General features: G+C 44.7%; 20 protein-coding genes. 18 read left to right on the top strand and 2 right to left on the bottom strand.

Features of this window, described 5'->3' with window-relative positions; genetic code table 11:
* Nucleotides 1–4 precede the first annotated feature (4 nt).
* Nucleotides 5–1,339, top strand: a complete 1,335-nt coding sequence (locus tag Q9R46_RS15325; RefSeq protein WP_090923774.1) for a PhoH family protein — start codon at nucleotides 5–7, stop codon at nucleotides 1,337–1,339.
* A 248-nt stretch (nucleotides 1,340–1,587) separates the two neighbouring features.
* The gene (locus Q9R46_RS15320) at nucleotides 1,588–2,859 is read left to right on the top strand and encodes an extracellular solute-binding protein (protein WP_311280624.1); all 1,272 of its coding nucleotides are present in this window, start codon (nucleotides 1,588–1,590) and stop codon (nucleotides 2,857–2,859) included.
* On the opposite strand, the gene Q9R46_RS15315 is transcribed toward Q9R46_RS15320, so the two are convergent.
* Together Q9R46_RS15315 and Q9R46_RS15310 are read right to left on the bottom strand one after the other, a co-directional pair.
* Nucleotides 2,856–3,935, bottom strand: coding sequence for a hypothetical protein (locus Q9R46_RS15315; RefSeq protein WP_397386355.1), 1,080 nt, complete (start codon nucleotides 3,933–3,935; stop codon nucleotides 2,856–2,858). The two genes, Q9R46_RS15320 and Q9R46_RS15315, sit on opposite strands and share 4 nt — an antisense overlap.
* Nucleotides 3,936–4,113: 178 nt before the next feature.
* Nucleotides 4,114–4,350: a DUF2626 domain-containing protein gene (locus Q9R46_RS15310; protein ID WP_090923772.1), complete on the bottom strand. Its 237-nt coding sequence runs from the start codon at nucleotides 4,348–4,350 to the stop codon at nucleotides 4,114–4,116.
* A 313-nt stretch (nucleotides 4,351–4,663) separates the two neighbouring features.
* On the opposite strand from Q9R46_RS15310, the gene Q9R46_RS15305 reads away from it, so the two are divergent.
* From Q9R46_RS15305 to Q9R46_RS15230, 16 genes are all read left to right on the top strand, one after another.
* On the top strand, nucleotides 4,664–5,314 hold the full coding sequence (locus Q9R46_RS15305) for an RsfA family transcriptional regulator (protein WP_145332081.1): 651 nt from the start codon (nucleotides 4,664–4,666) through the stop codon (nucleotides 5,312–5,314).
* A gap of 165 nt (nucleotides 5,315–5,479) precedes the next feature.
* Nucleotides 5,480–6,451, top strand: coding sequence for a ketopantoate reductase family protein (locus tag Q9R46_RS15300; RefSeq protein WP_311280622.1), 972 nt, complete (start codon nucleotides 5,480–5,482; stop codon nucleotides 6,449–6,451).
* On the top strand, nucleotides 6,451–6,825 hold the full coding sequence (locus Q9R46_RS15295; protein WP_145332077.1) for a DUF3397 domain-containing protein: 375 nt from the start codon (nucleotides 6,451–6,453) through the stop codon (nucleotides 6,823–6,825). The genes Q9R46_RS15300 and Q9R46_RS15295 overlap by 1 nt, the downstream gene beginning before the upstream one ends.
* Nucleotides 6,826–6,975: 150 nt before the next feature.
* Entirely contained in the window at nucleotides 6,976–8,676 is a 1,701-nt protein-coding gene (locus Q9R46_RS15290; RefSeq protein ID WP_145332075.1) for a peptide ABC transporter substrate-binding protein, read from the top strand.
* A 191-nt stretch (nucleotides 8,677–8,867) separates the two neighbouring features.
* Complete coding sequence (locus tag Q9R46_RS15285) at nucleotides 8,868–9,800, top strand: ABC transporter permease (RefSeq protein ID WP_145332073.1); 933 nt, start codon at nucleotides 8,868–8,870, stop codon at nucleotides 9,798–9,800.
* Between the two features lie 47 nt (nucleotides 9,801–9,847).
* Complete coding sequence (locus Q9R46_RS15280) at nucleotides 9,848–10,729, top strand: ABC transporter permease (RefSeq protein WP_397351768.1); 882 nt, start codon at nucleotides 9,848–9,850, stop codon at nucleotides 10,727–10,729.
* 17 nt (nucleotides 10,730–10,746) lie between these two features.
* Nucleotides 10,747–12,516 carry an ABC transporter ATP-binding protein gene (locus tag Q9R46_RS15275; RefSeq protein ID WP_145332069.1) on the top strand — a complete coding sequence of 590 codons (1,770 nt, stop codon included), beginning with the start codon at nucleotides 10,747–10,749 and terminating at the stop codon, nucleotides 12,514–12,516.
* Nucleotides 12,517–12,672: 156 nt separating this feature from the next.
* On the top strand, nucleotides 12,673–14,304 hold the full coding sequence (bshC, locus tag Q9R46_RS15270) for a bacillithiol biosynthesis cysteine-adding enzyme BshC (RefSeq protein WP_311280621.1): 1,632 nt from the start codon (nucleotides 12,673–12,675) through the stop codon (nucleotides 14,302–14,304).
* A 61-nt stretch (nucleotides 14,305–14,365) separates the two neighbouring features.
* The gene (locus Q9R46_RS15265) at nucleotides 14,366–15,631 is read left to right on the top strand and encodes an adenosylhomocysteinase (RefSeq protein WP_145332065.1); all 1,266 of its coding nucleotides are present in this window, start codon (nucleotides 14,366–14,368) and stop codon (nucleotides 15,629–15,631) included.
* 275 nt (nucleotides 15,632–15,906) lie between these two features.
* A complete protein-coding gene (mraZ, locus tag Q9R46_RS15260; RefSeq protein WP_145332063.1) occupies nucleotides 15,907–16,344 on the top strand; it encodes a division/cell wall cluster transcriptional repressor MraZ in 438 nt (145 codons plus the stop codon).
* A 20-nt stretch (nucleotides 16,345–16,364) separates the two neighbouring features.
* Nucleotides 16,365–17,315: a 16S rRNA (cytosine(1402)-N(4))-methyltransferase RsmH gene (gene rsmH, locus Q9R46_RS15255; protein ID WP_145332061.1), complete on the top strand. Its 951-nt coding sequence runs from the start codon at nucleotides 16,365–16,367 to the stop codon at nucleotides 17,313–17,315.
* A gap of 26 nt (nucleotides 17,316–17,341) precedes the next feature.
* The gene (locus tag Q9R46_RS15250) at nucleotides 17,342–17,767 is read left to right on the top strand and encodes a hypothetical protein (RefSeq protein WP_145332060.1); all 426 of its coding nucleotides are present in this window, start codon (nucleotides 17,342–17,344) and stop codon (nucleotides 17,765–17,767) included.
* 12 nt (nucleotides 17,768–17,779) lie between these two features.
* A complete protein-coding gene (locus Q9R46_RS15245) occupies nucleotides 17,780–20,128 on the top strand; it encodes a penicillin-binding transpeptidase domain-containing protein (RefSeq protein ID WP_311280620.1) in 2,349 nt (782 codons plus the stop codon).
* A gap of 152 nt (nucleotides 20,129–20,280) precedes the next feature.
* Nucleotides 20,281–22,176, top strand: a complete 1,896-nt coding sequence (locus tag Q9R46_RS15240) for a stage V sporulation protein D (protein WP_397386385.1) — start codon at nucleotides 20,281–20,283, stop codon at nucleotides 22,174–22,176.
* A 173-nt stretch (nucleotides 22,177–22,349) separates the two neighbouring features.
* The gene (locus Q9R46_RS15235; RefSeq protein WP_311280618.1) at nucleotides 22,350–23,837 is read left to right on the top strand and encodes a UDP-N-acetylmuramoyl-L-alanyl-D-glutamate--2,6-diaminopimelate ligase; all 1,488 of its coding nucleotides are present in this window, start codon (nucleotides 22,350–22,352) and stop codon (nucleotides 23,835–23,837) included.
* A complete protein-coding gene (locus tag Q9R46_RS15230) occupies nucleotides 23,837–25,249 on the top strand; it encodes a UDP-N-acetylmuramoyl-tripeptide--D-alanyl-D-alanine ligase (protein WP_311281040.1) in 1,413 nt (470 codons plus the stop codon). Before Q9R46_RS15235 ends, Q9R46_RS15230 begins: the two co-directional genes overlap by 1 nt.

Genomic DNA, 25,249 nt, shown 5'->3' with positions numbered 1-25,249 from the left:
TTGAATGAAAAAGATTTTTGTATTGGATACCAACGTGCTTCTGCATGACCCCAATGCCATATTTGCCTTTGAAGAACATGAGGTAATCATTCCCGCGGTTGTACTGGAGGAGATTGACTCCAAAAAAAGAAATGCTGATGAGATCGGCCGTAACGCACGCAATGTGTCCAGACTGCTGGATGGACTCAGGGAATTGGGTCACTTGCACAGTGGCGTACCTCTTGCGAATGGAGGCAATCTAAAAGTTGAGCTTAATCACCGCAGTTTTGTGAGAGTTCAGGAAATGTTCGGGGAAGTGTCCAATGACAATCGAATCTTGGCCGTCGCGCTGAATTATCAGATTGAAGAGAATGAAAAAGAAGTGGTGGAGCGACAAGTTGTTCTTGTCAGTAAAGACGTTCTGGTACGGATCAAGGCGGACGTACTTGGACTGAACACACAGGATTACTTATCGGATCGGACTGCCGGACTTAGCGAGTTGTACCCTGGATATACAGCGCTGAAAGTTCACCCGTCTGTCATTGATGAGTTTTACACATATCGTTTCTTGCCGATCAAACCGTTACAACTGTCCTACTCTCTCTATCCGAATGAATTTGTCATTCTGAAGGATGAGATGGGTACGAACAAATCCGCTTTGCTTAAAGTGAATACCGAAGGTACAAAACTGGAGCCATTGTTCCTCAGCAATGATAATGTCTGGGGGATTAGCGCCCGAAATGCACAACAACGGATGGCATTGGAGCTTCTGTTGAACGACGATATTCCGCTTGTGACGATAACCGGCAAAGCAGGTACAGGTAAAACACTTCTCGCCTTGGCAGCAGGATTGCTGAAGGTAGAGGATGATCACAAATACAAAAAGCTGCTGATCGCGCGTCCCGTCGTACCGATGGGTAAGGACATCGGGTATTTGCCAGGGGAGAAGGAAGAGAAGCTTCGTCCGTGGATGCAACCGATTTATGATAATCTCGAATTTTTATTTGATACGAAAAAGGCCGGAGATATAGATAAAATACTGATGGGTCTCGGCAGTATCCAAGTTGAAGCACTGACGTATATCCGCGGAAGATCGATTCCCGGGCAATTCATCATTATTGATGAAGCTCAGAACTTGTCTCGGCATGAAGTAAAAACAATCGTATCCCGGGTGGGGGAAGGTAGTAAGATTATTTTGATGGGTGACCCTGAGCAGATTGACCACCCTTACCTGGATTCCGCAAGCAACGGATTGACCTACATTGTCGAGCGTTTCAAACAAGAGGGAATCAGTGGGCACATTATGCTTGAAAAAGGAGAACGTTCCAAGCTGGCACAGCTTGCGGCAGACTTGTTATAACAAGCTTTTAATCGCTTTATAGCTGGGTTTATTTCCCGGAAAATGTTTTAAAGCAAGCCGACTTTTGAAGTCGGCTTTTTTTTTTGCTGAAAAAATTAAAATCAAATGTTATACAGAACTGGATATGCTCTTAATATGCAAAATACAAGAAAAGTGTTTTTTGGCAGGGTAGGACAAGAGCACTACATATTTGTTACAATAATGGTTGCGAGAAAATATAAAATAAGTTATTTCAAGGGGGAGAGTGAATGAAGCGTAGACACCAGGTTGTTTTATTTGCAGTTTTGTTGCTTTCGCTAACAATCCTTTCACCTAGCTTTGATTTTAGAGGTTCGCAGCATAATCAGGGACGAAATCAAGAGAAAGATACATACACGGGTGTTTCATCCCGTAATGAGGATACAAGTGCCCCTCTCGATGTATTGGTATCCATGTCAGAAGAGGAGTTTGCGTCTTTTCAGAAAGTGGCTGAAGAAGTAGCGGCTTCTATTTACGTTGAGGTTAATCTCCGCAATGTGGAACAGAAGGAATATGAAGAGGTGCTGGATCGAGAGTTTTCCTTGGGGGAGAACGGAGATATTATTTTATTGGATAGTGAGCAAGTGCAACATTATGCCAAAAAAGGATATTTGCTTCCTTTGAATGCGACAACGCTTTCCAAAGCTCTAGGCGATTCAGTTGCTGAGTTACGAGGAATGACAGAGTGGAATGGATATCAATGGGCAATGCCCTTTGATGTAGATCCTTATGTAATGGGAGTAATACCCTCATACTTGAATGAGGCTGGGTTACAGGGATTTCCAGAGAACAGGGAGCAATGGTCCAAGTTGATCAAGGAATCTCAAACAAAGAGCACACCTTTGATTTCGTTGAATATAGATGATATTTACGAAGCAAGTGCGTGGTTGAGTTACTTGCCGCCGGGAATGAGTCCCGACCAGATTCTAAGAATGCAACTTACCTCCATGACAAATGAATTTCAACAGGGGGTAAGTTTACTCGGCGAGCTTCAACCCCATATTGTGACTATGTCTGTAGATCCGGTATTGTCTGCTTCGGATTATAAGGTGCAAACTCCGATGTTTGTATCTACATTATCTCGTATTTTACATGCAGATGAGCTTGCCGAAGGTCGGGGAACAATTAAATCACCTGTTTCGTTGCAGGCTTTGCGGGCGGTAGAATCCAGAAGTCTGGTCATTACAGCAGGAACTGTGGAAACGGATGCAGCAAGTCGGTGGATCGAAGGCATGTCTTCTGCAGTCACACAGAATAAATGGTATAAACAAACCAAACGTTTGCCTGCAAGACAACAGGAGATTGAGGAGCAAGTCGAGGATGTCGGAAGTCGGTATAATATGGCTTTAAATCAACCCTGGTTCGCCAAAGAATCTCCGGTACAATGGATTGAAAACAAAACGATGATCGATCGTTTTTACAAAAGGGTTCAACAGGTTCTCGAAGGGGAGATCAGTGCTGCCCAGTATGTGAGCAGCATCAGAAAAACGGTTAAGCCCTAAAATGAAATTGCTAATTTCACTTCCAAAACCCCTTCATCTGTGGAAACATCCGTAGCTCTGACAAAGGACAGAATTTTTTGCGGATAAAAACCGAGATCAAACTCTTTCTCTAACATTCTACGTGTTGTGTCAGGCAATTCAAGCTGATTGAATACCAGCTTATCCACATGAAAACGAATTGAATTTTGCGGTTCGTTCTCGACTGTATAGTGTCCTTCAATCCTTAATTGTAATTGATCGCGCTTACCCGAAGCTGTAATTTTATCTTGATCAAATGTGAAAGCAAAATCATTGAAAATTTCATTTTGTGAACGCAAAAATGTATTTAATTCGTCTTGACCAATGCGAATGGTATACGTTGTCCCTGTGGTAGAAATGGCTCCGTTTTGCTTTTGTACAAAATCAGGCAAGTTTTGCATGGCTGACGCCAATGCCTTGAAATAACGTTTTACCTCGTATATGCCTACGTTTTCCCAATACAACGTTAATTCATTCATTAATTTTTGAATAGCTGCCGCGTCACCGCTGGCGGTTATTTGCTTATCCACTTCTTTTTGCAGTAAGGCGACCCTTGTTCGCTGGTTTTCCAGATTAATTTTCATCTCGGTAAGCTCCATAGAGGTTTGGCGGATTCGATCGGACGTATGTTGCAATTCATTATAGCGGGTCTGATACTTGTCCAAAACAGCTTGATCTTTACCAATGATGATTTGATAGTAATCATATAGAACAAACAAATCTTTAAATGATCTTGCTCCAAGCACTGTCATGAGCAGGCTGTCACGCTCTCCTGTGTAATAGGATCTTACAACAGTCCCGGCCCGGTCTTGCTGGATATGTATTTCCTTTTCCTGCTGTAATAGTTGGGCAGATAATGTCTCATGTTGCTTGGCTAATTGCGTCTGCTGTTCACGAATACGTTTAATCTCATGATCAATCTCTACAATAGATAACGTTTTTTGAAGAATGGCTTGCGTGTCTTCGGGTGAAGTCTCTCCATAAACGTATGATGAGGCGGATTGCACGAACAATATGATAATGAGCAAGATGGCGATTAGGCCATATCGATGTTTCACAATCATTCTCCTTTCTTTAAGCCTTGTAAAATCCTGCGGATGAGAACTCTCCCAAACAATATATGAAATCCATACGAAGAATATCCTTAGTGGTTACATACCATTATATCTTCATATGTAATCTGACAACAAAAAAACAATCCGACAAGAGCCGGATTGCTTTGATGCTGCTGGCGGATTAGAGCGGCAGTCCCATTTGAAATACAGTCCAGTAGCTGAACCCTGTGAACGTTACGATCATATAACCCCAGAAGAGCAATATATACGTACGTTCTGTAAACTTCAAGTATCCCAAAAGGACAAAAAACGCAGTCTGCAGGAAGAAAAGCAAAGCCATTTCGACCAAGTCTCCTGCAAAAGCCATCAGGCCAATCGCAAGCGTGAAGAACCCGAGTACCCGAAACATGCGTGCCACGGTAAATCCTCCTCTCTTATGTACGTTCATAGATTGTCTACATAATATTATACCGACAAAGGAAAAACGTGTAAACAAATTTGGGTATGAAAGCGAATTCTTTTTTTGCCAGCTTAGGATTAAAGTGTCCAAAATTATGCCGATCACGTATGAGGGGACCTGAATGTGGAAATACATTTTAGTATGAAATCAATTCTATGAACTCTATGAGAGGCATAAGATTGAGTAAAGCAACTTTTATACCTAATTCACATAACGGGTTACCGGTTATGGGGACGGTTATTTCAGGATGGTGTTAGGAGGGTATTATAGCATGACTGCAGTGAGACAGGATGCTTGGAGCACAGAGGATGATTTGATTTTGGCGGAGGTTACATTGCGTCATATTCGGGAAGGCAGTACGCAGCTAGCCGCTTTTGAAGAAGTGGGCGAAAAAATAGGCAGAACTTCGGCCGCATGTGGATTTCGTTGGAACAGCTGTGTACGTAAAAAGTATGAATCAGCGATCAGCAATGCTAAAGCACAAAGGCAAAAGCGGAGCTATCTTAGAAAACAGCCGGCGATGCTTGGTCCACAGGTTGCTGCACTGGCAACATTAGACGCCGAGGAAGGTCTCTTTAAGACGGAAGGAGTGTCAGATGAAACCTTATCTATGGATGCGGTCATCCGTTTCCTAAGGCAGTGGAAAGGAAGCGCACAGGAGAGTAATCGTCAGCTTAAAATGCTCGAAAAGGAATTGCGTGAGAAGGAAGACGAACTGCTGGAATTACGTTGTGAGAACGACCGACTTTCTAAGGAAGTTAATGAGGTTCAGACCGATTATCGTGTGGTGAACGATGATTACAAAGCATTGATCCAGATTATGGATCGTGCGCGCAGGCTTGCCTTTTTATCCGAAGAAGAAGAAGAACTCAAGACAAGGTTCAAAATGGATGCTAACGGAAATCTGGAACGGATTGAGTAGCGATATTCAAAATTAAAGTAACCTTGTAATATTTACCCGCCAAACCTCCGTAATCATACGGTTGGTATGACGGGTTTTTAGTTGTGTGCATTTTGTACTATTATAGAAGAAGATTTTTCGGGTTCATTCAAAAGGTATATGAAATGACCGGAACAGGGGGATCAGATGATTATAGATGTAATAGGAGCAGGTTCGCTAGGACTTCTATATGGAGGGAAGTTGCAAGCATCAGGTGAAAGTGTACGGTTTTGGACTAGAACATCAGTGCAGGCCAATCAGCTTAAACAAGATGGAATTAGGATTACCGAGAAGGATGCGGAAATTTACATCAGGCCAGAAGAGATTCAAGCTTACCCTGTATCCCAACTGGCGAATCACTGGAACAAGACACCTGGAGACTGGATGCTACTCACTGTGAAGCAAACTCATGTTGATAATTTTATTGAACAGACAGCAACGTTAACGTTAGAGACACGGCAGCCATTAAAGATTGCTTGTTATCAAAATGGTCTTGGTCATCTGGAGAAGCTCCAGGCCGCTTTGCCGAGTGCATTGCTGTGTAGTGCGATTACAACGGAAGGGGCTAAACGTACTGAATTTGAGGTGGACCGGGCCGGTTATGGAAAAACACTTCTGGGCTTGAGCAAGAGTTTGACGAAAACAAATGTGGGAATAACAGATGAACAACAAATATTTACTTTAGCCAGGGTTGTGCAACAGGCAGGATTTGACTGTACAGTGTCGAATGAAATCGATAAGCTGATATACAGAAAACTGCTCATTAATGCGGTTATCAACCCGCTTACGGCAATTTGGAGAATCCCAAATGGTGAATTGCTTCACATGAAGGAACGAGTTGGCATTATGCACCAGTTGTATGATGAGGCTATGACCGTGTATGGAGCTATGAACGTGCGATTGGAAGGGGATTTGTGGGATCAGATTCAGGGGGTATGCCGCGACACTGCTTCCAATACATCCTCTATGCTGGCAGATGTGCTACATAAACGCAAAACAGAGGTGGAATCAATTAACGGATCGATTATAAGAATGGCAAAGGAGTTCAATCTGAAGGTACCTACACATGAAATGCTTTTTCATTTGATCCAAGGTATGCAATCAGAAGGGGTGAGTTAATGGGATTTTTTATCGTATTGAGTATACTGCCCTTTTTTCCTTTTTTACTTATGTATTGGGGCATGATGGTATGGAAGAAAGATAAGTCGATTGCATTGCGAGCAGCTATGGATGTCACTACATTTTTCCTTATTTTCTCCGTGTCTGCGTTATTCAACTTAACATTTGATTCGAATTTTGGTTTTTATCTGACATTAATACTCATACTAATAGCGCTTGGTTTTATCGGAGGTGCGCAAAATCGACTAAAAGGAAAGGTCGATGGGGGAAGAATGTTCCGGGCCGTATGGCGCATGTCGTTTGTGATGATGAGTTTTGGATATATTTTGTTTACTTTATTTGGATTATTTAGATACATTATGAACCAGATGTGAGGTTACATAACGCAAAATCCCGAAAAGATGTGGCGATTTTGTCGAAAACTGAAAAAAACATTACTTTCTGAAAAAGTAATGTAGATTTTTTTGACCGGTGGTTGTATAATCTATAAACATAAACCACATCAATTTAGGGGGAAAAGTTAGATGAAAAGGAAAAGTCTATTAGTCCTTTTGACGCTGATCTTGGCGTTCGGTACCGTACTTGCAGCGTGCGGATCGAAAAATGAAGGCACAGGTACCACAACAGATAACAATTCTGCAAGCGGAGAAAAGGGTCTTGCCAAAGATCAAGTTCTGAAAATTAACTTGTCAGCTGAACCTCCTACGTTTGACCCGGCTCAAGCCAAAGACAGCCAAACTAACACAGTTTTGAAATTCTTGTATGAAGGTCTGGTACGCATCGATGCTGACGGCAAAGAAGCTCCAGGTGTTGCTACGAAGTGGGACATTTCTGAAGATGGTTTGAAATACGTGTTCACCTTGAACCCAGAAGCAAAATGGAGCAATGGTGATCCTGTAACAGCTGAAGATTTCGTTCGTTCTTGGGAACGTGCTTTGAAACCGGAAACAGCTTCTCCTTACGCATACCAACTGTACTACATCAAGGGTGCTGAAGGCTTTAACATGAGCAAAGATGCAAAATTCAAAGGTACTAAAATCACTGATTTCTCCCAAGTAGGTGTGAAAGCTACGGATGAGCACACACTTGAAGTAACGTTGGAAAACCCAACGCCTTATTTCTTGGGTCTGACAGCATTCTATACGTACTATCCAGTACACAAATCTGCTGACACTAACGATAAATTCTTCTCTGACTTCAAAAACATGATCGTTAACGGACCATTCGTAATGGATCAGTACGCTAAAGGTCAAAAAATTGTTGTGAAGAAAAACGATGGTTACCATGCAGCATCTGACATTAAACTGTCTGAAATCGATATGTCTCTGACAAACAGCAGTGCTTCTGAACTGCAAGCTTACAAATCAGGACAATTGGACTACACAGGTGCACCTAACGGTGAGATCCCGTCTGACCAAATTCCTTCTTTGAAAGCTGAATTGCCAAACGAGTTTAAAGCTACTGGTATTGCAAGTACTTACTACTACCAGTTCAACGTAAACGAAGCACCGTTTAACAACGCTAAAATCCGTAAAGCATTTGCAATGTCTATTGAGCGTCAACTGATTGTTGATAAAGTAACACAAGGCGGACAAATTCCAGCATTCGGTTTTGTACCTCCTGGTATCCGTGGTGAAAAAGAAGAATTCCGTACGGAACACAAAGATGATTACTTCACTGAAAATGTGGATGAAGCTAAAGCTTTGCTTGCTGAAGGTATGAAAGAAGAAGGTTACACTACTCTGCCTGCAATCACTTTGATCTACAACACAAGTGACGGTCACGCGAAAATCGCTTTGGCGATCGCTGATATGTGGAAAAAGAATCTTGGTGTTGATGTGAAAACAGAAAACCAAGAGTGGAAAGTCTTCCTGGATAACCGTCAGAAACAAAACTTCCAAATTGCTCGTGCGGGCTGGTCTGCGGACTACAACGATCCGTTCAACTTCTTGGAAATGTGGAAAACTGGAAACACAAACAACGACTCTAAATTCAGCAATGCACAGTATGATAAAGACCTCGAAGATACTGTGAAAACAACAGATGTAGCTAAACGTATGGCTGCCTTTGCTGATGCAGAAAAAGTTCTGATTCAAGATGAAATGGGCGTAATGCCAATTTACTACTACACTAACGTATCTTTGACTAAGCCTTACCTGAAAGGTGTACAACTTGATTTCAGTGGAGCAATTGACTTCACTCGTGCATATCTGGAAGAGAAGTAAGTTTGTTCTGAAGTCTAATATGATTGCTTCGGGATATATATGTGGAATTCCATATATATCCCGATTTTTTTGTATGTGAACCGATTTTCCTTATAATTCTTGAAATTTCCGATAAATGGATTGGACTTTATTGCGGTCTGATTCTACAATCGATTTGTATACAAAATATTGTTTGTGGAGGTGTGCAAGGGTTGGTTAAGTACGTTTTGAAAAAACTGCTATTTATGCTGCTATCGCTTTTCATACTCGCATCGATGACTTTCTTCCTGATGAAAGCCATTCCTGGTGACCCTTTTACATCGGAGAAAAGAGTATCACCTGAGATTCGGGCCCTTCTTGAAGAAAAATATGGTCTGGACAAGCCGATGTATGTACAATACTTCAAATACATTGGTGATATTGTACAAGGCGACTTTGGGGTTTCGATGAACTATCTCAACCAAGGTGTCACAGACATGATTACGAAGACATTTACAGCATCGTTAAAAATTGGTGTTTTTGCGATCATTATCTCCATTATCGTGGGTGTGCTGTTGGGATTGCTTGCAGCAGTGTATCATCGCAAGCTAATTGATGATGTAACGATGGTTCTAGCTGTTATCGGGATCGCCGTACCAAGCTTCTTGCTGGCATCCTTATTACAGTATGTGTTTGCTTTCAAACTCGGATGGTTCAATGTTATGGGCTTTGATGGTCCACTTGACTATGTGCTTCCGGTTGCCGCTCTATCTGCATCACCAATTGCCTTTATCGCACGTCTAACGCGTTCAAGCATGCTGGAAGTTTTACATGCAGACTACATTAAAACCGCCAAAGCTAAAGGTTTGAAATGGCCTGCCATCATGTTTAAGCACGTTGTACGGAACGGTATTTTGCCAGTTGTTACGTATGTAGGTCCAATGACCGCTAACGTTATTACAGGTTCTGTTGTTATTGAGCAAATCTTTAACATTGGCGGTATCGGGAAAGTGTTTGTGGAAAGTATCACAAACCGTGACTACACCATGATTATGGGGATTACTATTTTCTACGGTATTCTCTTGATGTTGGCACGTTTCCTTACAGATATCGCTTACGTATTGATTGATCCAAGAATTAAACTGGAAAGCCGGAAGGGGGCATAACGTTGTCTGGCACGAATAATAACAATAATGGAACGGCGAACACTGACCTGAACAGTCAGGCAGCGGTGAAGCCTAAAGAAAGTATTTCCCTTTTTAGAGACGCAATGTACAGACTTGCAACAAATAAAGCGGCAATGATTAGCCTTGGTGTGCTTGTGCTTGTTGTACTGTTTGCTATAATCGGACCCACTTCTTTGTTTACGAAGTATAATTATTATTCTAATGACTTGCTTAATTCAAACGCTGCTCCCAGTGCGGAACACTGGTTCGGTACGGATGATCTGGGCCGTGATGTATGGGTAAGAACATGGGTCGGCGCACGTGTATCCTTGACAGTAGGTCTTGCTGCGGCGTTGATTGACCTTGTGATCGGGGTTATCTATGGTGCGATCATGGGTTACTATGGTGGACGAGTTGACGGAATTATGAATAAGTTTTCCGAGATTTTGTACTCTTTGCCTTACATGCTGGTAGTTATCCTGTTGCTGGTTGTTTTGGAGCCGAGTCTTACAACGATTATTATTGCGCTTACCATTACAGGCTGGATTAGTATGTCCTGGATTGTACGTGGTGAGATTATGCAACTGAAAAATAGAGACTTTATCCTTGCTGCTAGATCGATGGGTGCAAGTACTGGACGTCAATTGTTCCGTCACTTGTTGCCAAATGCAGTTGGACCGATTATCGTCACCTTGACATTGTCTATTCCGAATGCGATCTTTGCAGAAGCGTTCTTGAGCTTCCTCGGTCTGGGTGTATCGGCACCAAGATCTTCTCTTGGATCCATGATTAACGATGCACTTACAGGCTGGACGCTGTATCCATGGCGGATGTGGTTCCCGGCTGGCTTGATGGTTATTACAATGCTTGCATTTAATTTGCTCGGTGATGGACTGCGGGACGCACTTGATCCGAAATTACGTAAATAGAAAGAGGAGGTGGGATTATGGAGCCGATTTTAACAGTCAAAGACTTAAGTGTATCGTTTTCGACGCGCTCTGGTGAATTTGATGCCGTTAAAAATGTGAGTTTCGAAATTGGTAAAGGAGAAACGCTGGGGATCGTAGGTGAATCCGGTAGTGGTAAGAGTGTTACCGCCCAGACGATCATGAAATTGATCCCTTCCCCGCCTTCGAAGGTTAAGAGCGGAGATATTACGTTTCACGGTCAGGATTTGCTGAATAAGACAGATAAGCAAATGGAAGCCATTCGTGGTAAAGATATCGGTATGATCTTCCAGGATCCAATGACTTCTCTGAATCCTACGATTAAAATCGGTAAACAGATTACAGAGGTATTGCGTAAACACCAAAACATGTCAAAGCAAGCAGCGAACAAAGCTGCTCTTGAGATGCTTGAACTTGTAGGTATCAAAAATGCAGCGATTCGCATGAATCATTATCCGCACCAATTCTCTGGTGGTATGCGTCAGCGTGCAATGATTGCAATTGCACTTGCTTGCCGTCCATCTTTGCTGATTGCGGATGAGCCGACAACAGCACTTGACGTTACCATTCAGGCTCAAATTCTGGATGTTATGAAGGATATGCAGAAAAAGCTTGGAACATCCATCATGCTGATTACGCATGACCTTGGTGTTGTAGCGGGCATGTGTGACCGTGTGGTTGTTATGAAGGAAGGCGAAGTTGTCGAAACAGGGACAACAGCTGAAATCTTCAGTAACCCACAGCATCCTTATACGATTAAGTTGTTGAACGCTCTCCCGCGTCTGGACGAGCCGAAAAAAGAAAAGCCTGCTCCGGTTGGTATTGTCAAAGGAAGTAACAAACCTTTGGTTCAAGTGAAAAACCTGAAACAATACTTTAACCTTGGCAAAGGTAACATCCTTAAAGCTGTAAATGATGTGAGCTTCGACATCTTTGAAGGAGAAACACTTGGTGTTGTAGGTGAGTCAGGTTGCGGGAAATCGACGACTGGACGCACCATTCTGCGCCTTTATGAGCCAACTGGCGGAAGTGTGAACTTCAATGGTACGGATATTTACAAATTGTCTCCACGCAAAATGAAAGAAATGCGTAAAGACATGCAGATGATTTTCCAAGATCCATATGCCTCACTGAACCCGCGTTTTAACGTTATGGATATTATCGGAGAGTCTTTGGACATTCACGGGCTGGCCACAAGCTCTAAAGAGCGTAAGAGACGTGTAGAGGAGCTATTGGACCTCGTAGGTCTTAACCCAAGTCACGCTTTGCGTTATCCGCATGAATTTTCCGGTGGACAAAGACAGCGGATCGGGATTGCGCGTGCTCTTGCTGTTGATCCTAAATTTATCATCTGTGATGAGCCGCTTTCCGCACTGGATGTATCCATTCAAGCTCAGGTCGTTAAATTACTTGAGGAGTTGCAGCAACGTCTCGGATTGACGTATCTCTTTATCGCCCATGACTTGTCCATGGTTAAACATATCAGTGACCGTGTTGCGGTTATGTATATGGGGAAAGTGGTAGAATTGGCTGAGAGTGAAGAGCTGTATTCCAATCCGATTCATCCATATACCAAAACATTGCTTTCTGCGATCCCTGTTCCAGATCCGGAAGTAGAAGCAAATAAACGCCGCATTTTATTGCCAGATGAACAATCTGGACCAATCCAGAATGCTTCGGGCGGTCCTAAAAATGACCCGTATAATTTGGAAAATGCTCAATTGATTGAGGTTTCCAAAGGACACTGGGTTGCAGAACCTTACGTATAATAGTTTCGAAAATGAATATGCTATTATATACATCATAACCGCCGATTTAAATCGGCGGTTTTTTTTCATATATTTGTGACTTTGTTTTGACGAAGAGCTACTGAATTCGGTACAATCAAGGAAGGCTCTTTAGAAGCAGAATAGGAGGCAGACCTCATGAAAGGGATCACCGAGGCGCTCCGCAGCGGATCAAAGCTTGCAGAGGATTATCTCTGTACGACAGATGCTGCGCGAAGCCTTTATGAATATGACATTCGCTGGGAAAACGGCCTCCACGCGCGTGCTGAATGGCTGAAACAATCGGAGCATACACGTGTTGACCGTCATGAACTGGCGGCGTATTTACGTTTATATAATAAGCGAGTAAATGATCATGGCAAGGTTCATGCTGCGATTACCCGCCTTGTTGAAGAGGATGCACTCGTCGTTACAGGTGGACAACAGAGTGGCTTGTTCACTGGACCATTGTTTGTGATATACAAAGCAGCCAGTGTGGTCGCAGCTGCGCGTGAAGCCGAACAGCAATTGAAACGTCCTGTAATTCCAGTGTTCTGGATTGCGGGAGAAGACCATGACTGGGATGAGGTAAATCATACGTATTTGCCTGATAAGCAAGGACAGATTCATAAAGTCAAACTGCAAGGGCATTTTAAAGGTAAGGATTCGGTAAGTTATGTGGAAGTAAAGTGGGATCAGTGGGAAACGGTGTTGAATCAAGTAGAACAATTATTGCCTGATACCATTCATAAGCCGGGATTAATAAAGCTGATTACAGAAATCCATCAGTTGAGTGCGAATCTTAGTGATGCGTTTGCACGAATGATATCGGCCTTGTTTGCAAAGACTGGCCTGGTACTCATGGATGCTGCCGATCCTGAATTGCGTAAGTTAGAAAAGCCCGTATTCGAGCGTTTGATCCGGAAGAATGATTCGTTGCGGGAAGCCTATTTACAAGGGGCATCATCGGTAGAACAAGCGGGTTATTCGACATCAGCAGAAGTGGCGGAAGATGGGGCCAATCTCTTTTATATTCATGAAGGCGCCCGTTTGCTTTTGATGCTGAAAGATAACTTGTATCAGGATCGTAAGGGGTTAGTATCCTTTACAGAAGAACGTTTGTTACAAGAATTGGAAGATCACCCTGAGCGTTTTAGTAACAACGTACTCACCCGTCCTTTGATGCAAGATTCATTGTTGCCTGTGGCTGCAGTAATCTTAGGGCATGGAGAAATTGCATATTGGGGTCTTACACGTGAGGCGTTCCGTACTTTTGGTCTACAAATGCCGATATTACTGCCTCGTCTATCCTTCACGATTATGGAGGAAGTGCAACACAAATATATGAAACAATACGGACTTTCTTTCCAGGATGTACAAAACCAACTGGAAGAAAAGAAAGCACAATGGCTAACGAAGCAGGAAACCTTCCAGGTTGATGAACGATTTACGCAGATCCGTGAGCAGTTTGTGACGCTCTATCGTCCGCTACTGGATCAGGTTGCAGAAGTGCATCCCGGATTGAACCGGATTGGTGAAGCGAACTTAGCCAAAATGAATGAACAGATTCAGTATTTGGAGCGTCAGACTCGCAAGGCAATTGAGGATAAACATCAAGTGAGTTTGAGGCATTGGAACGGTATTCAGAATGCTCTGTTCCCAATGGGCAAACCCCAGGAACGAGTACATAATGCACTCTTTTACCTGAATCGTTATGGAACTGAATGGATTGAGGAATTGATTAAAGCATCTGCTGACTTCCGGGGCGAACACAAGGTTATATCCTTATAAGTATCCATCCAGATTATATTGATCTTTATAATAGAAGAAACACATTTGAGGAGGAGATAAAGTGACCACATCTTCATTACAAAACAGCATCGTCAAAGATATGGGACTTGCTGCCGAGGGCCATTTGAAAATTGATTGGGTTGAGGCGCATATGCCGGTTTTAAACCGGATTCGTCGTCAATTTGAACAGGATTTGCCTTTTAAAGGTCTAAAGGTATCGATTTGTCTTCACCTGGAAGCTAAAACAGCATATCTGGCAAAAGTCATTCAGGCTGGTGGTGCTGAAGTGACGATCACACATAGTAATCCACTGTCTACTCAAGATGATGTATGTGCGGCTTTGGTAGAAGACGGTGTGACTGTTTATGCGAAATATAATCCTGAGCCAGCTGAGTTCAAAGCACTGCAACTCCGTGCACTTGAAGCGAAACCTGATCTCATTATTGATGATGGTGGGGATTTCGCAACCATTATTGCTTCCGAACGTCCTGATCTTGCAGCTACGATTCGCGGTGGCGCAGAAGAAACGACAACAGGCATTATCCGTTTGAAGGCATTAGCGAAAGAAGGACAACTGAAATTTCCGATGGTTGCGGTAAATGACGCATATTGCAAGTATTTGTTTGATAACCGCTATGGCACGGGGCAATCTGCTTTTGACGGTATCATTCGGACAACGAATCTGGTGGTTGCAGGTAAAAATGTTGTTGTAGCTGGCTATGGCTGGTGTGGTAAAGGGGTGGCCATGCGCGCAAAAGGTTTGGGTGCCAATGTCATTGTAACTGAAATAGACCCGATCAAAGCCGTGGAAGCACATATGGATGGTTTCCGGGTTATGACGATGCTGGAAGCAGCAAAGTTGGGTGATTTCTTTATCGCGGTGACAGGCAACAAGGATGTTATTACGGGTGAACATTACGATGTGATGAAAGACGGAGCTATTCTGAGTAACGCAGGTCACTTCGACGTTGAGGTTAACAAACCGGAGCTTGCCAAACGTTCCGAGTCTATTCGTACCGTTCGTCGCAACATTGAGGAGTACCGTTTCAAAGATGGTCGTAAAATGTATCTGCTCGCGGAGGGACGCTTGGTAAATCTGGGAGCGGCTGACGGACATCCGGCCGAGATCATGGACACTACGTTTGCATTGCAAGCACTAGGTTTGCGTTATGTGAGTGAAAATTATGAATCTCTTGGTAAAAACGTAGTGAACGTTCCTTACGAAATTGACCAGCAAGTGGCGAGTTACAAGCTGGAGAGCCTGAACATTGCCATTGATTCTTTGTCCGCTGAGCAAGAAAAGTACCTCGATAGTTGGAAATTTTAAAGGGTTATCCAATAATTACAAACGGATAAACTGTTTCAAAAGTAGTAGAATGGTGTATTGACGATATGGCTCATGTACGGGTGCACATACGATCGCCCGTAAACGGGAAACGTCTTTGGTCCTGAATGACAGGATCGAAGGCGTTTTTTTCGGTGAAATCAAATAAAAAAACAGAAAAGTCAAGAAGGGTTTTGATTTTTTTAACCGAATCTATTATGCTTAGGTGGTGGAAAGTGGGGCAAAGTGGGGGAAATGGGTGAGGAGTGAGTGCGGCAATGTTTATGGGCGAGTTTCAACATAGCATTGATGATAAAGGTCGGGTCATTATTCCGGCTAAATTCCGCGAATCTCTTGGATCCACTTTCGTTGCCACACGAGGTTTGGACCAGTGTCTTTTCGTGTACCCCATGGAGGAGTGGGGGGTCATGGAACAGAAGCTCAAAGCACTGCCGCTGATGAAATCCGACGCACGTGCGTTTACCCGTTTTTTTTTCTCAGGTGCAACTGAATGTGAACTGGATAAACAGGGCAGGGTAAATCTGCCGGGTAACCTGAGAGAGTATGCCAAATTGGACAAAGATTGCGTTGTTCTTGGCGTGTCGAACCGGGTGGAGATTTGGAGCAAAGGCATATGGGAAAGTTATTTCAATCAATCCGAAGAAGCATTCAACGACATTGCCGAAAAGCTGGTCGATTTCAATTTTGACTTATAAAAAGTAAGGAGGGGTGCAGGTTGTTTCACCACATCACCGTACTCAAAGAAGAGGCAACAGAGGGATTAAACATCAAGCAGGACGGTATATACGTGGACTGCACTTTAGGAGGGGCGGGACACAGTTCCGTGATTGCATCCAAGCTAGGTCCGGGGGGACGTCTGATCGCACTTGATCAGGATGATTGGGCTTTGGACAATGCACGCGAGAAACTCGCTGCTTATGAAAACCAGATTACATTGGTGAAAACCAATTTTAGAGATTTGGAGCAGGTTCTCAAAGATCTTGATGTTCCTATGAAGGATGGCCTACCACAGGTTGACGGAATTTTGTATGACCTCGGTGTGTCATCACCACAGTTTGACGAAGGAGAACGTGGATTCAGTTACAATCACGATGCACCGCTTGATATGCGTATGGATCAGGATGCACTTCTGACAGCCAAAGAGATAGTGAACGAATGGCCGGAAGAAGAGATTGCGCGAATTCTGTATCGCTATGGTGAAGAGAAGTTTTCCAAACGGATTGCTCGTGTTATTGTGGGTCGACGTAGTCAGTCTGAGATCGAAACGACAGGTGAACTTGTGGAATTGATCAAAGAAGGTATTCCTGCAGCGGCCCGCCGTACGGGTGGTCATCCCGCGAAGCGAAGTTTTCAGGCGCTGCGTATTGCTGTGAATGATGAACTGGGGGCTTTTGAAGAAGGACTGCATCAGGCTGTTCGTTGTTTAGCGCCAGGGGGGCGCGTATCTGTTATCACCTTCCACTCCCTTGAGGACCGGATATGTAAACAGATCTTCAGCAGCTATCTTGAAAAATGTACATGTCCACCTGACTTTCCGTTATGTGTATGCGGTAATAAAGGGACTTTACGTCTCGTCAACCGAAAACCGCTGATTCCAACAGAAGCGGAACTGACCGAGAACTCTCGTGCGCGATCAGCCAAGCTGCGTGTAGCTGAGAAATTGTAGAACAAAAGAGGAGGAGGAGCCTTCACATGGCATATACACGTGGCAATCTAGCGGTCAAAGAAAAAGCCCAGGAACGTGTAACGCAGCAAAGGTACAAGGAAACAACGAAAGTTGTGACACGTCGCACAGGTCTGCCAGGGCGCGAAAAGTTTTTATACCTGATCACACTCTTAGCCGTCATTATTGTGGGTGGTGCCCTGATGTCTCGTTACGCTCATATTTATGAACTGAACAAGCAGGCTCAGTCGACCATTGTAAAAATTAAAGAGGCTGAGAAGACCATTGCCGATTTACAGGTGGAGAGAGAAACATTGAATAATCAGGTTGTCGAGAATGCAAAAAGACTGGGTTACGTGGAAGCTTCCGATAAGGATGTCATTTTTGTACCACGCTCAACAACGAATACATCGACAGGTACTGAATCATCCTCGAATGCAACCAGTGGCAAGTAAAGAGGTGTTTCGATGGTAAAAAGAATAAAAATGCGCACGTTGTTAATAGGGGGATTCATTACCCTCTTTTTTCTTGTACTCGTAACCCGTATATTTTTCATTCAGGTGGTAAATGGTGACAAATGGCAGGAGCGTGCGGCGGGTCTTATCGAAAGGGAACAGACGATCAAGGCTGCTCGCGGAACGATTACGGATCGAAACGGGAATGTGCTTGCTACGGATTCGCCAGCGTATACCGTTTCAGTTAATCCGCTTTTGATTAATCAACTAGGTATTGAGGACGAAGTGACGACAAAATTGTCCGCATTGCTCAACAAAAATGAGAGTGAGATGCGGGCTCTTGTTACTGCAAAGAATAAAGATGGTGATTTTTTTCAGCAACGTGAAGTACGCAGTGAGGGATACAAAATTAGTCCTGCACTTGCAGAAAAGGTTAATGAGTTGCGCGAAGAGCTTCAGGATGAACACAAGGCAAAAAATGCGATCGTCATGACGCAGGAATCCAAACGTTTTTATCCGGAAGAGTCCTTGGCCTCTCATGTGCTGGGTTATATGAGTCGTGACGGCAAAGCTGTCAACGGGCTTGAAGTCTCGTATGATGACGTGCTGACAGGCACGGATGGTTTCCTGAATTACCAGAAGGATGCCAAGGGCATCAAGCTTCCGAATTCACAGGATAACTATTTACCTCCGAAGAACGGTAAAAACCTGAAGCTGACGATTGATGATACCATCCAGTTTTACATTGAAAGTGCAATGAAAGAGACAATTGCGAAATATAACCCGCTGAGTATGACCGTTATTGCAGCCGACCCAAATACGATGGAGATTCTGGGAATGGCAAACTGGCCGACCTTTAATCCGAATACGTATGCGAGCACGCCGGATCAGAAAAATTTTATCAACCATGCAACGCAGTCGATCTATGAACCAGGTTCCACGTTCAAAATTGTGACACTTGCGGGAGCCGTGGAGGAAAAACTGTTTGATCCGAATGCAACGTTTGAATCCAAGCGCATATACATCGGCGGTTTCCCGATTAGTGATAACGGACATACGTACGGAAGAATCTCTTACCTTGAAGGTGTCAAACGCTCCAGTAACATCGCTTTTGTTAATCTGGGGTACAACATGCTCGGGGGAGAGCGGTTGCGTCACTATATCGATCAGTTTGGTTTTGGTAAAAAGACAGGCATTGACCTGCCAAGTGAAGCGGCTTCGCCAATCAAACCCTTGGTATACAAATCAGAGATTGCTACCGCTGCATATGGTCACGGTCTCGTACAAGTGACGCCGATCCAGCAGTTATCTGCCATCTCGGCCATTGCAAACGGCGGTAAATTGCTCCAGCCTCATCTCGTGAAGGAGATCATAAATCCGAATGATGGCACAACGGAAGCGATCAAACCCAAAGTAATTCGACAGGTCATCTCTAAAGAATCGGCCAAGCTTGTTGGCGGGTATCTGGAGCAGGTCGTAGCAGATCAGACGATCGGCACAGGACGTAATGCCTATATTGAAGGATACCGGGTTGCAGGCAAGACAGGTACAGCGCGAAAAGTTATCAACGGTCAGTATAGCAAAAACAAAGACGTCGTTTCGTTTATTGGATTCGCACCGGTCAACAATCCGAAGATTGCGATGTTGATTGTGATTGACCAGCCAGATGGCACAAACATTGGCGGAGGAACTGCAGCCGCTCCGGTGTTCAAGAAGGTTGTAAGCCAGACGTTGCAATATATGGGCATACCGAAAGATACAGCCAAAACGACAGACAAAAAGTCAAAAGAAGCTCCTGTTGTACAGGCTAAGGCTCCAGACTTGAGTGGTAAAACGGCTAAGCAGGCCAGAAGCCAGCTTCTCAGCTCCGGAATTGCTTATGTCACGCTTGGTCAGGGTGAAAATGTGATTCGCCAGTATCCACAAGCAGGTGCTTCGATGAATCCAGGCCAACGAGTCTACCTACTGACGGAAGAGAGCAGTAAAATGAAGATTCCAGATCTGACGGGTGAATCTCTTCGTGATGCGTTGGAGGTTCTCTCACTGATGAAGGTAGGCGTAACAGTCAAGGGTGAGGGATACGTCGTGAAACAGAAGGAGCAGGTGTCGGGTGAGCAACGGACGGTGCAGTTAACCCTACAGACAGCGAAGGCAGCGGTAACCGGTATAGCTGATGAAGCTCCAGATTCTTCTGATCCGAATGCGAAAAACCAGGACAAGAATACAAAAACAGCTGATGAGGGTAAAACGGATGGGGATGATCCGCCGGGAAGTGCCTCAAATCAGATCCAGTCTGACAAGCAAAAGGGTCAAGACGAGGCATCTGGTAAATCAGCCACTGAAGGGGCTTCCCTGCCATAGAATGCATAGACAGCTTGTTCTAACCCCCGGTTGTCCTGAATATTCATGAATGAGACAGTTCATGATTTTGGGACGAGTGGGGGGATCTTTTCGTGAAGGGAACAAGTGTAAATCTGCGCCGCAGGTTGCTGTGGAGTTTGTTAATTCTGGTTATGTTATTTTCGGCCTTAGTCATCAGGCTTGCTTATGTTCAGTTGGGGAAAGGGCCGGAACTATCGGCCAAAGCGGAAGAATCCTGGCGTCGTAACATTCCATACACAGCTAAAAGGGGAGAGATTCTGGATCGAAACGGGACCTCTCTAGCTTACAATGTGACAACCCCAACAATCATGGCGATACCGGCTCAAGTTAAAGAAGCGGAGACCACAGCCAGGGCGCTGGCACCGCTACTAGGTATGACAGAAGAGAAAGTACTGGCAACCATCAAGAAACGAGAATTGATTGTACGACTACAACCCGGTGGCCGCAAAATTACGATGGAGAAAGCTCAGCGCATCCGTGATTTGAAGCTCCCGGGTATCGTTGTTGCCGAGGATAACAAACGTTTTTATCCGTATGATGATCTGGCTGCTCATATTCTCGGATTTACAGGGATTGATAATCAGGGACTGACCGGTGTTGAAAAAAGATATGACGACAAGCTGAATGGTTTAAATGGCAGTGTATCCTACTTGTCCGATGCGGCCGGAAGGCTCATGCCGGGCTCATCTGAGAAGTATGTGGAACCGAAGGACGGGCTCAACCTCAAGCTGACCATTGATAAATCCATTCAATCGATTATGGAACGGGAATTGGATCAGGCGATGGTTAAGTTTCAGGCTAATTCCGCTCTGGCTATTGCAATGAATCCCAAAACAGGCGAAATTCTAGGGATGTCTAGCAGACCTGGCTACGAGCCGGCAGATTATCAGCAATATCCTTCAGAGATTTATAACCGGAACTTGCCCATCTGGATGACCTATGAACCAGGTTCAACGTTCAAAATTATTACACTGGCTGCTGCGTTGCAAGAAAAAAAGGTAAACCTGCAACGGGATCAATTTTTTGATCCCGGATTTGTAGAAGTCGGCGGAGCACGCTTGCGCTGTTGGAAAAAAGGCGGACATGGAAGCCAGACTTTCCTTCAGGTGGTAGAGAACTCCTGCAACCCCGGATTTGTTGCTTTGGGGCAGAAGCTTGGTAAGGAATCGTTGTTCTCCTACATTAAAAATTTCGGTTTTGGTACCAAAACCGGAATTGATCTCAGCGGAGAAGCAAGTGGTATTCTTTTCAAATTAGCAAACGTAGGTCCTGTTGAACTTGCAACGACCGCCTTTGGGCAAGGTGTATCCGTAACTCCTATTCAGCAAGTAGCAGCGGTATCGGCTGCCATCAACGGTGGCAAGCTGTATAAACCTTACGTCACGAAAGCCTGGGTGCATCCGGAAACCGGAGAGGTGCTGGAAGAAGTAAAGCCCGAACTCGTTCGTCAAGTCATCTCGGAGGACACGTCCAAACAAGTACGAGAGGCGCTCGAAAGTGTGGTTGCCAAAGGTACAGGGCGTCCGGCATTTATCGATGGCTATCGGGTTGGAGGTAAGACAGGTACGGCCCAGAAGGTTATTAATGGTCGTTACTCGTCGAGTGAACACATCGTTTCGTTTATTGGATTTGCTCCGGCTGACGATCCGCAGATCGTGGTATACACCGCTGTAGACAATCCAAAGGGGATTCAGTTTGGCGGTGTCGTTGCAGCCCCGATCGTACAAAATATTTTGGAAGATTCGCTCCATTATATGAATGTGCCTGTGCGTAAGGACCAACTCGCCAAAGAGTACAAATATGGTGAGACCAAAATTGTGACGGTTCCTGATCTTACCGGGGCTACGGTGGAGGATTTGTACGAGGATCTCAACATGAATTTTATGCTGGCGAAGTCGGGAAGTGGCAAGTACGTAATTAATCAGGCACCTAAACCAGGAGCAAGAGTAGAGCAAGGTTCAACGATTCGTATCTATATGGGCAATGTCCTGAAAGATGAAGGGCATGATCATACGAAGCATGAATAAAGCTCTCGAGTGAAGTTTCAAGTAGCGCTCTTATAATGACTCAAACGGAGTTTCATACTCCGACCGCAACAAAATTCAGGGGATCGCGTTTCATTATTTGGTGATCTGGTCGATATTAATACTATAGGAATCTGTGGATACAGAAGTATATTTGGAAAAGTGAGGTTATTCATGTGCTTTTAAAACAGTTTAAATCCAAATTGATTACCGCCCGTCTCGTGGGCGACCCCCATACAGAATGTCACAACCTTCAGACAGATTCCCGGCAAGTCAAACCGGGTGATCTGTTTATCTGTCTTCCGGGACATACGGTCGATGGACATGACTATGCAGATAAAGCAGTGCAGGCCGGGGCGTCTGCTCTCGTTGTGGAACGGCAGCTTGACTTGTCTGTACCGCAGTTGATTGTGAAAGACAGTCGCTTTGCGATGGCGGTTCTATCTGACTTCTTTTTTGAATCGCCAAGCCACAAGATGAAAATGATCGGAGTAACAGGAACGAACGGCAAAACAACAACGACTTATTTGATTGAAAAAATTATGAGCGATTACGGTCAAAAAACCGGGCTGATCGGCACCATTCAGATGCGGTATGATGGACGCACTTACCCGATGTCGGGAACAACACCCGAAGCTCTGGATTTGCAGCGTAGTTTGCATGATATGGTTCAGGCTGGTACGGAATGCTGCGTGATGGAAGTTTCTTCTCATGCATTGGAGCAAGGGCGGGTGAAAGGCACGGATTTCCGTACAGCAGTATTTACAAACCTGTCGCAGGATCATCTTGATTACCATCATTCCATGGAGGAGTATCGCGCAGCTAAGGGCTTGTTCTTCGCTCGTCTGGGTAACGGTTATGCCGAAGATGCTTCCGAGCGGAAGTATGCAGTGATCAATGCGGATGATCCGGCTGCGGATTATTATATCTCTGTGACGGCTGCTGAGGTTATTACATACGGCATGGGAGAACACGCGGATGTTCGTGCCTCTGCAATTTCAATCACAGCTCAGGGAACGACCTTTCATGTAGATACCTTTGCGGGTAGCACAGACATTGAACTACGTATGGTAGGCAAGTTCAACGTGTACAATGCGATGGCGGCCATCTCGGCAACGCTCGTGGAAGGTATTCCACTGGAAGAAATCAAGCGCAGTCTGGAAACCGTACCGGGTGTGGATGGCAGGGTGGAAGCTGTCAATGAAGGTCAGGCATTCGCGGTTATCGTCGATTATGCCCATACACCAGATGGACTTGAGAATGTACTGCGTACAGTCAATGAGTTTGCGGAAGGCCGTGTCATCTGCGTATTTGGGTGCGGGGGTGACCGGGATCGCACAAAACGCCCGTTAATGGGTAAAATTGCTGCGAAGTACAGTGACTTTGTATTAGTGACTTCTGACAACCCGAGGACGGAAGATCCCGATCTGATTCTAAAAGACATTGAGCAAGGTTTGCTGGAAGAGTCCGTTCCGTCTGAGCGTTACACAATGATCGTGGATCGGCGTCAGGCCATTCATGAAGCTATTGAAATGGCAAGCCCGGCCGATGTAGTATTGATTGCGGGCAAGGGTCACGAGACTTATCAAATTATCGGAACAACCAAGACCGATTTCGATGACCGGATCATAGCCAAAGAAGCGATAAGGGGCAAATCCAATTGATAAAACGAACATTGGCGCAAATCGCCGACATGTGTGGTGGCACACTAAGTGATGCCGCGGTCTATAGTGAAGTTATTGCCGAAGGGGTATTTACGGATTCACGCAAACCAGTGGCAGGCAGTTTGTTTATCCCCTTGGTGGGTGAACGGTTTGATGGACATGAGTTTGTGCAAGCTTGTCTGGAGCAAGATGCTGCGGGTGCGTTGTGGCAAAAGAATCATGGTTCTCCGCCGCAGGGAGCTGTTATTTTGGTGGACGATACCCTGACTGCATTACAGGCACTTGCATCGGCTTATCTTCACGAGAACAAGGCATCTGTCGTTGGTATTACAGGCAGTAACGGTAAAACAACAACCAAAGATATTGTAGACGCGCTTCTCTCTACCACATTCAAGGTGCATAAGACGCAGGGGAATTTCAACAATCATATCGGTCTGCCACTAACGGTATTGAGTATGACTCCGGATACGGAAATCATTATTTTGGAAATGGGCATGAGCGGTCGCGGTGAAATCTATGACCTATCTGTCATTGCTCAGCCGGATGTAGCAATCATCACGAACATTGGCGAATCCCATTTGCTTCAGCTTGGCTCAAGACTTGAAATTGCCAGAGCTAAGGCTGAAATTGCTGCTGGTATGAAACCTGGCGGATTACTCATATACAACGGAGACGAGCCTTTAATCGCGCAGGTGCTTGAAGAGCCTGCAACGAAGCAACCTGAAGGCATGCAGCGGTTTAGGTTTGGATTACAAACGGATAATGACGATTATCCAACTGGGCTGATGAATGCACAGCACGGGATGGTGTTTACAACCAAGCAGTCTGGCGACAAAGCTTATAACCTTCCCTTGCTGGGTACGCACAATGTAATAAACTGTTTGGCCGCCATGGCCGTAGCACGTCATTTTGGGGTGACTGAGGAAAATATGGCAACAGGCTTGTCACAGCTAAAATTGACAGGTATGCGTATCGAGGTCACCCAGGCGGTCAGCGGACTTACTCTCCTCAATGATGCATATAATGCAAGCCCGACTTCCATGAAGGCTGCTATAGATGTGTTAGAAGGGTTAAAAGGATATCGGATGAAAGTGGCTGTACTGGGAGATATGCTGGAGTTAGGTTCGGAGGAGCAGCAACTTCATCATGAGATCGGGATGTATATTACTCCTGATAAATTGGATAAAGTGCTGGTATACGGTCCATTATCCTTGCATATTGCTGAGGGAGCAAAGAAGCATATGGCAACTGAATCTGTGCATGCTTTTGATAATAAAGAAGAATTGACCCGTTATCTGCTGGAGAATCTTCATCCGAAGGATGCAGTTTTGTTTAAAGCCTCGCGAGGCATGAAACTGGAGGATGTAGTTCAAACACTGCAGACGGCACCATTACAGAATCGAGTAGACTAG

Origin of the sequence: Paenibacillus sp. RRE4 (assembly GCF_031844205.1) — a bacterium.
In the GTDB taxonomy this organism is placed as follows: domain Bacteria; phylum Bacillota; class Bacilli; order Paenibacillales; family Paenibacillaceae; genus Paenibacillus; species Paenibacillus xylanexedens_B.
This window is presented reverse-complemented; position numbering and strand designations above follow the sequence as displayed.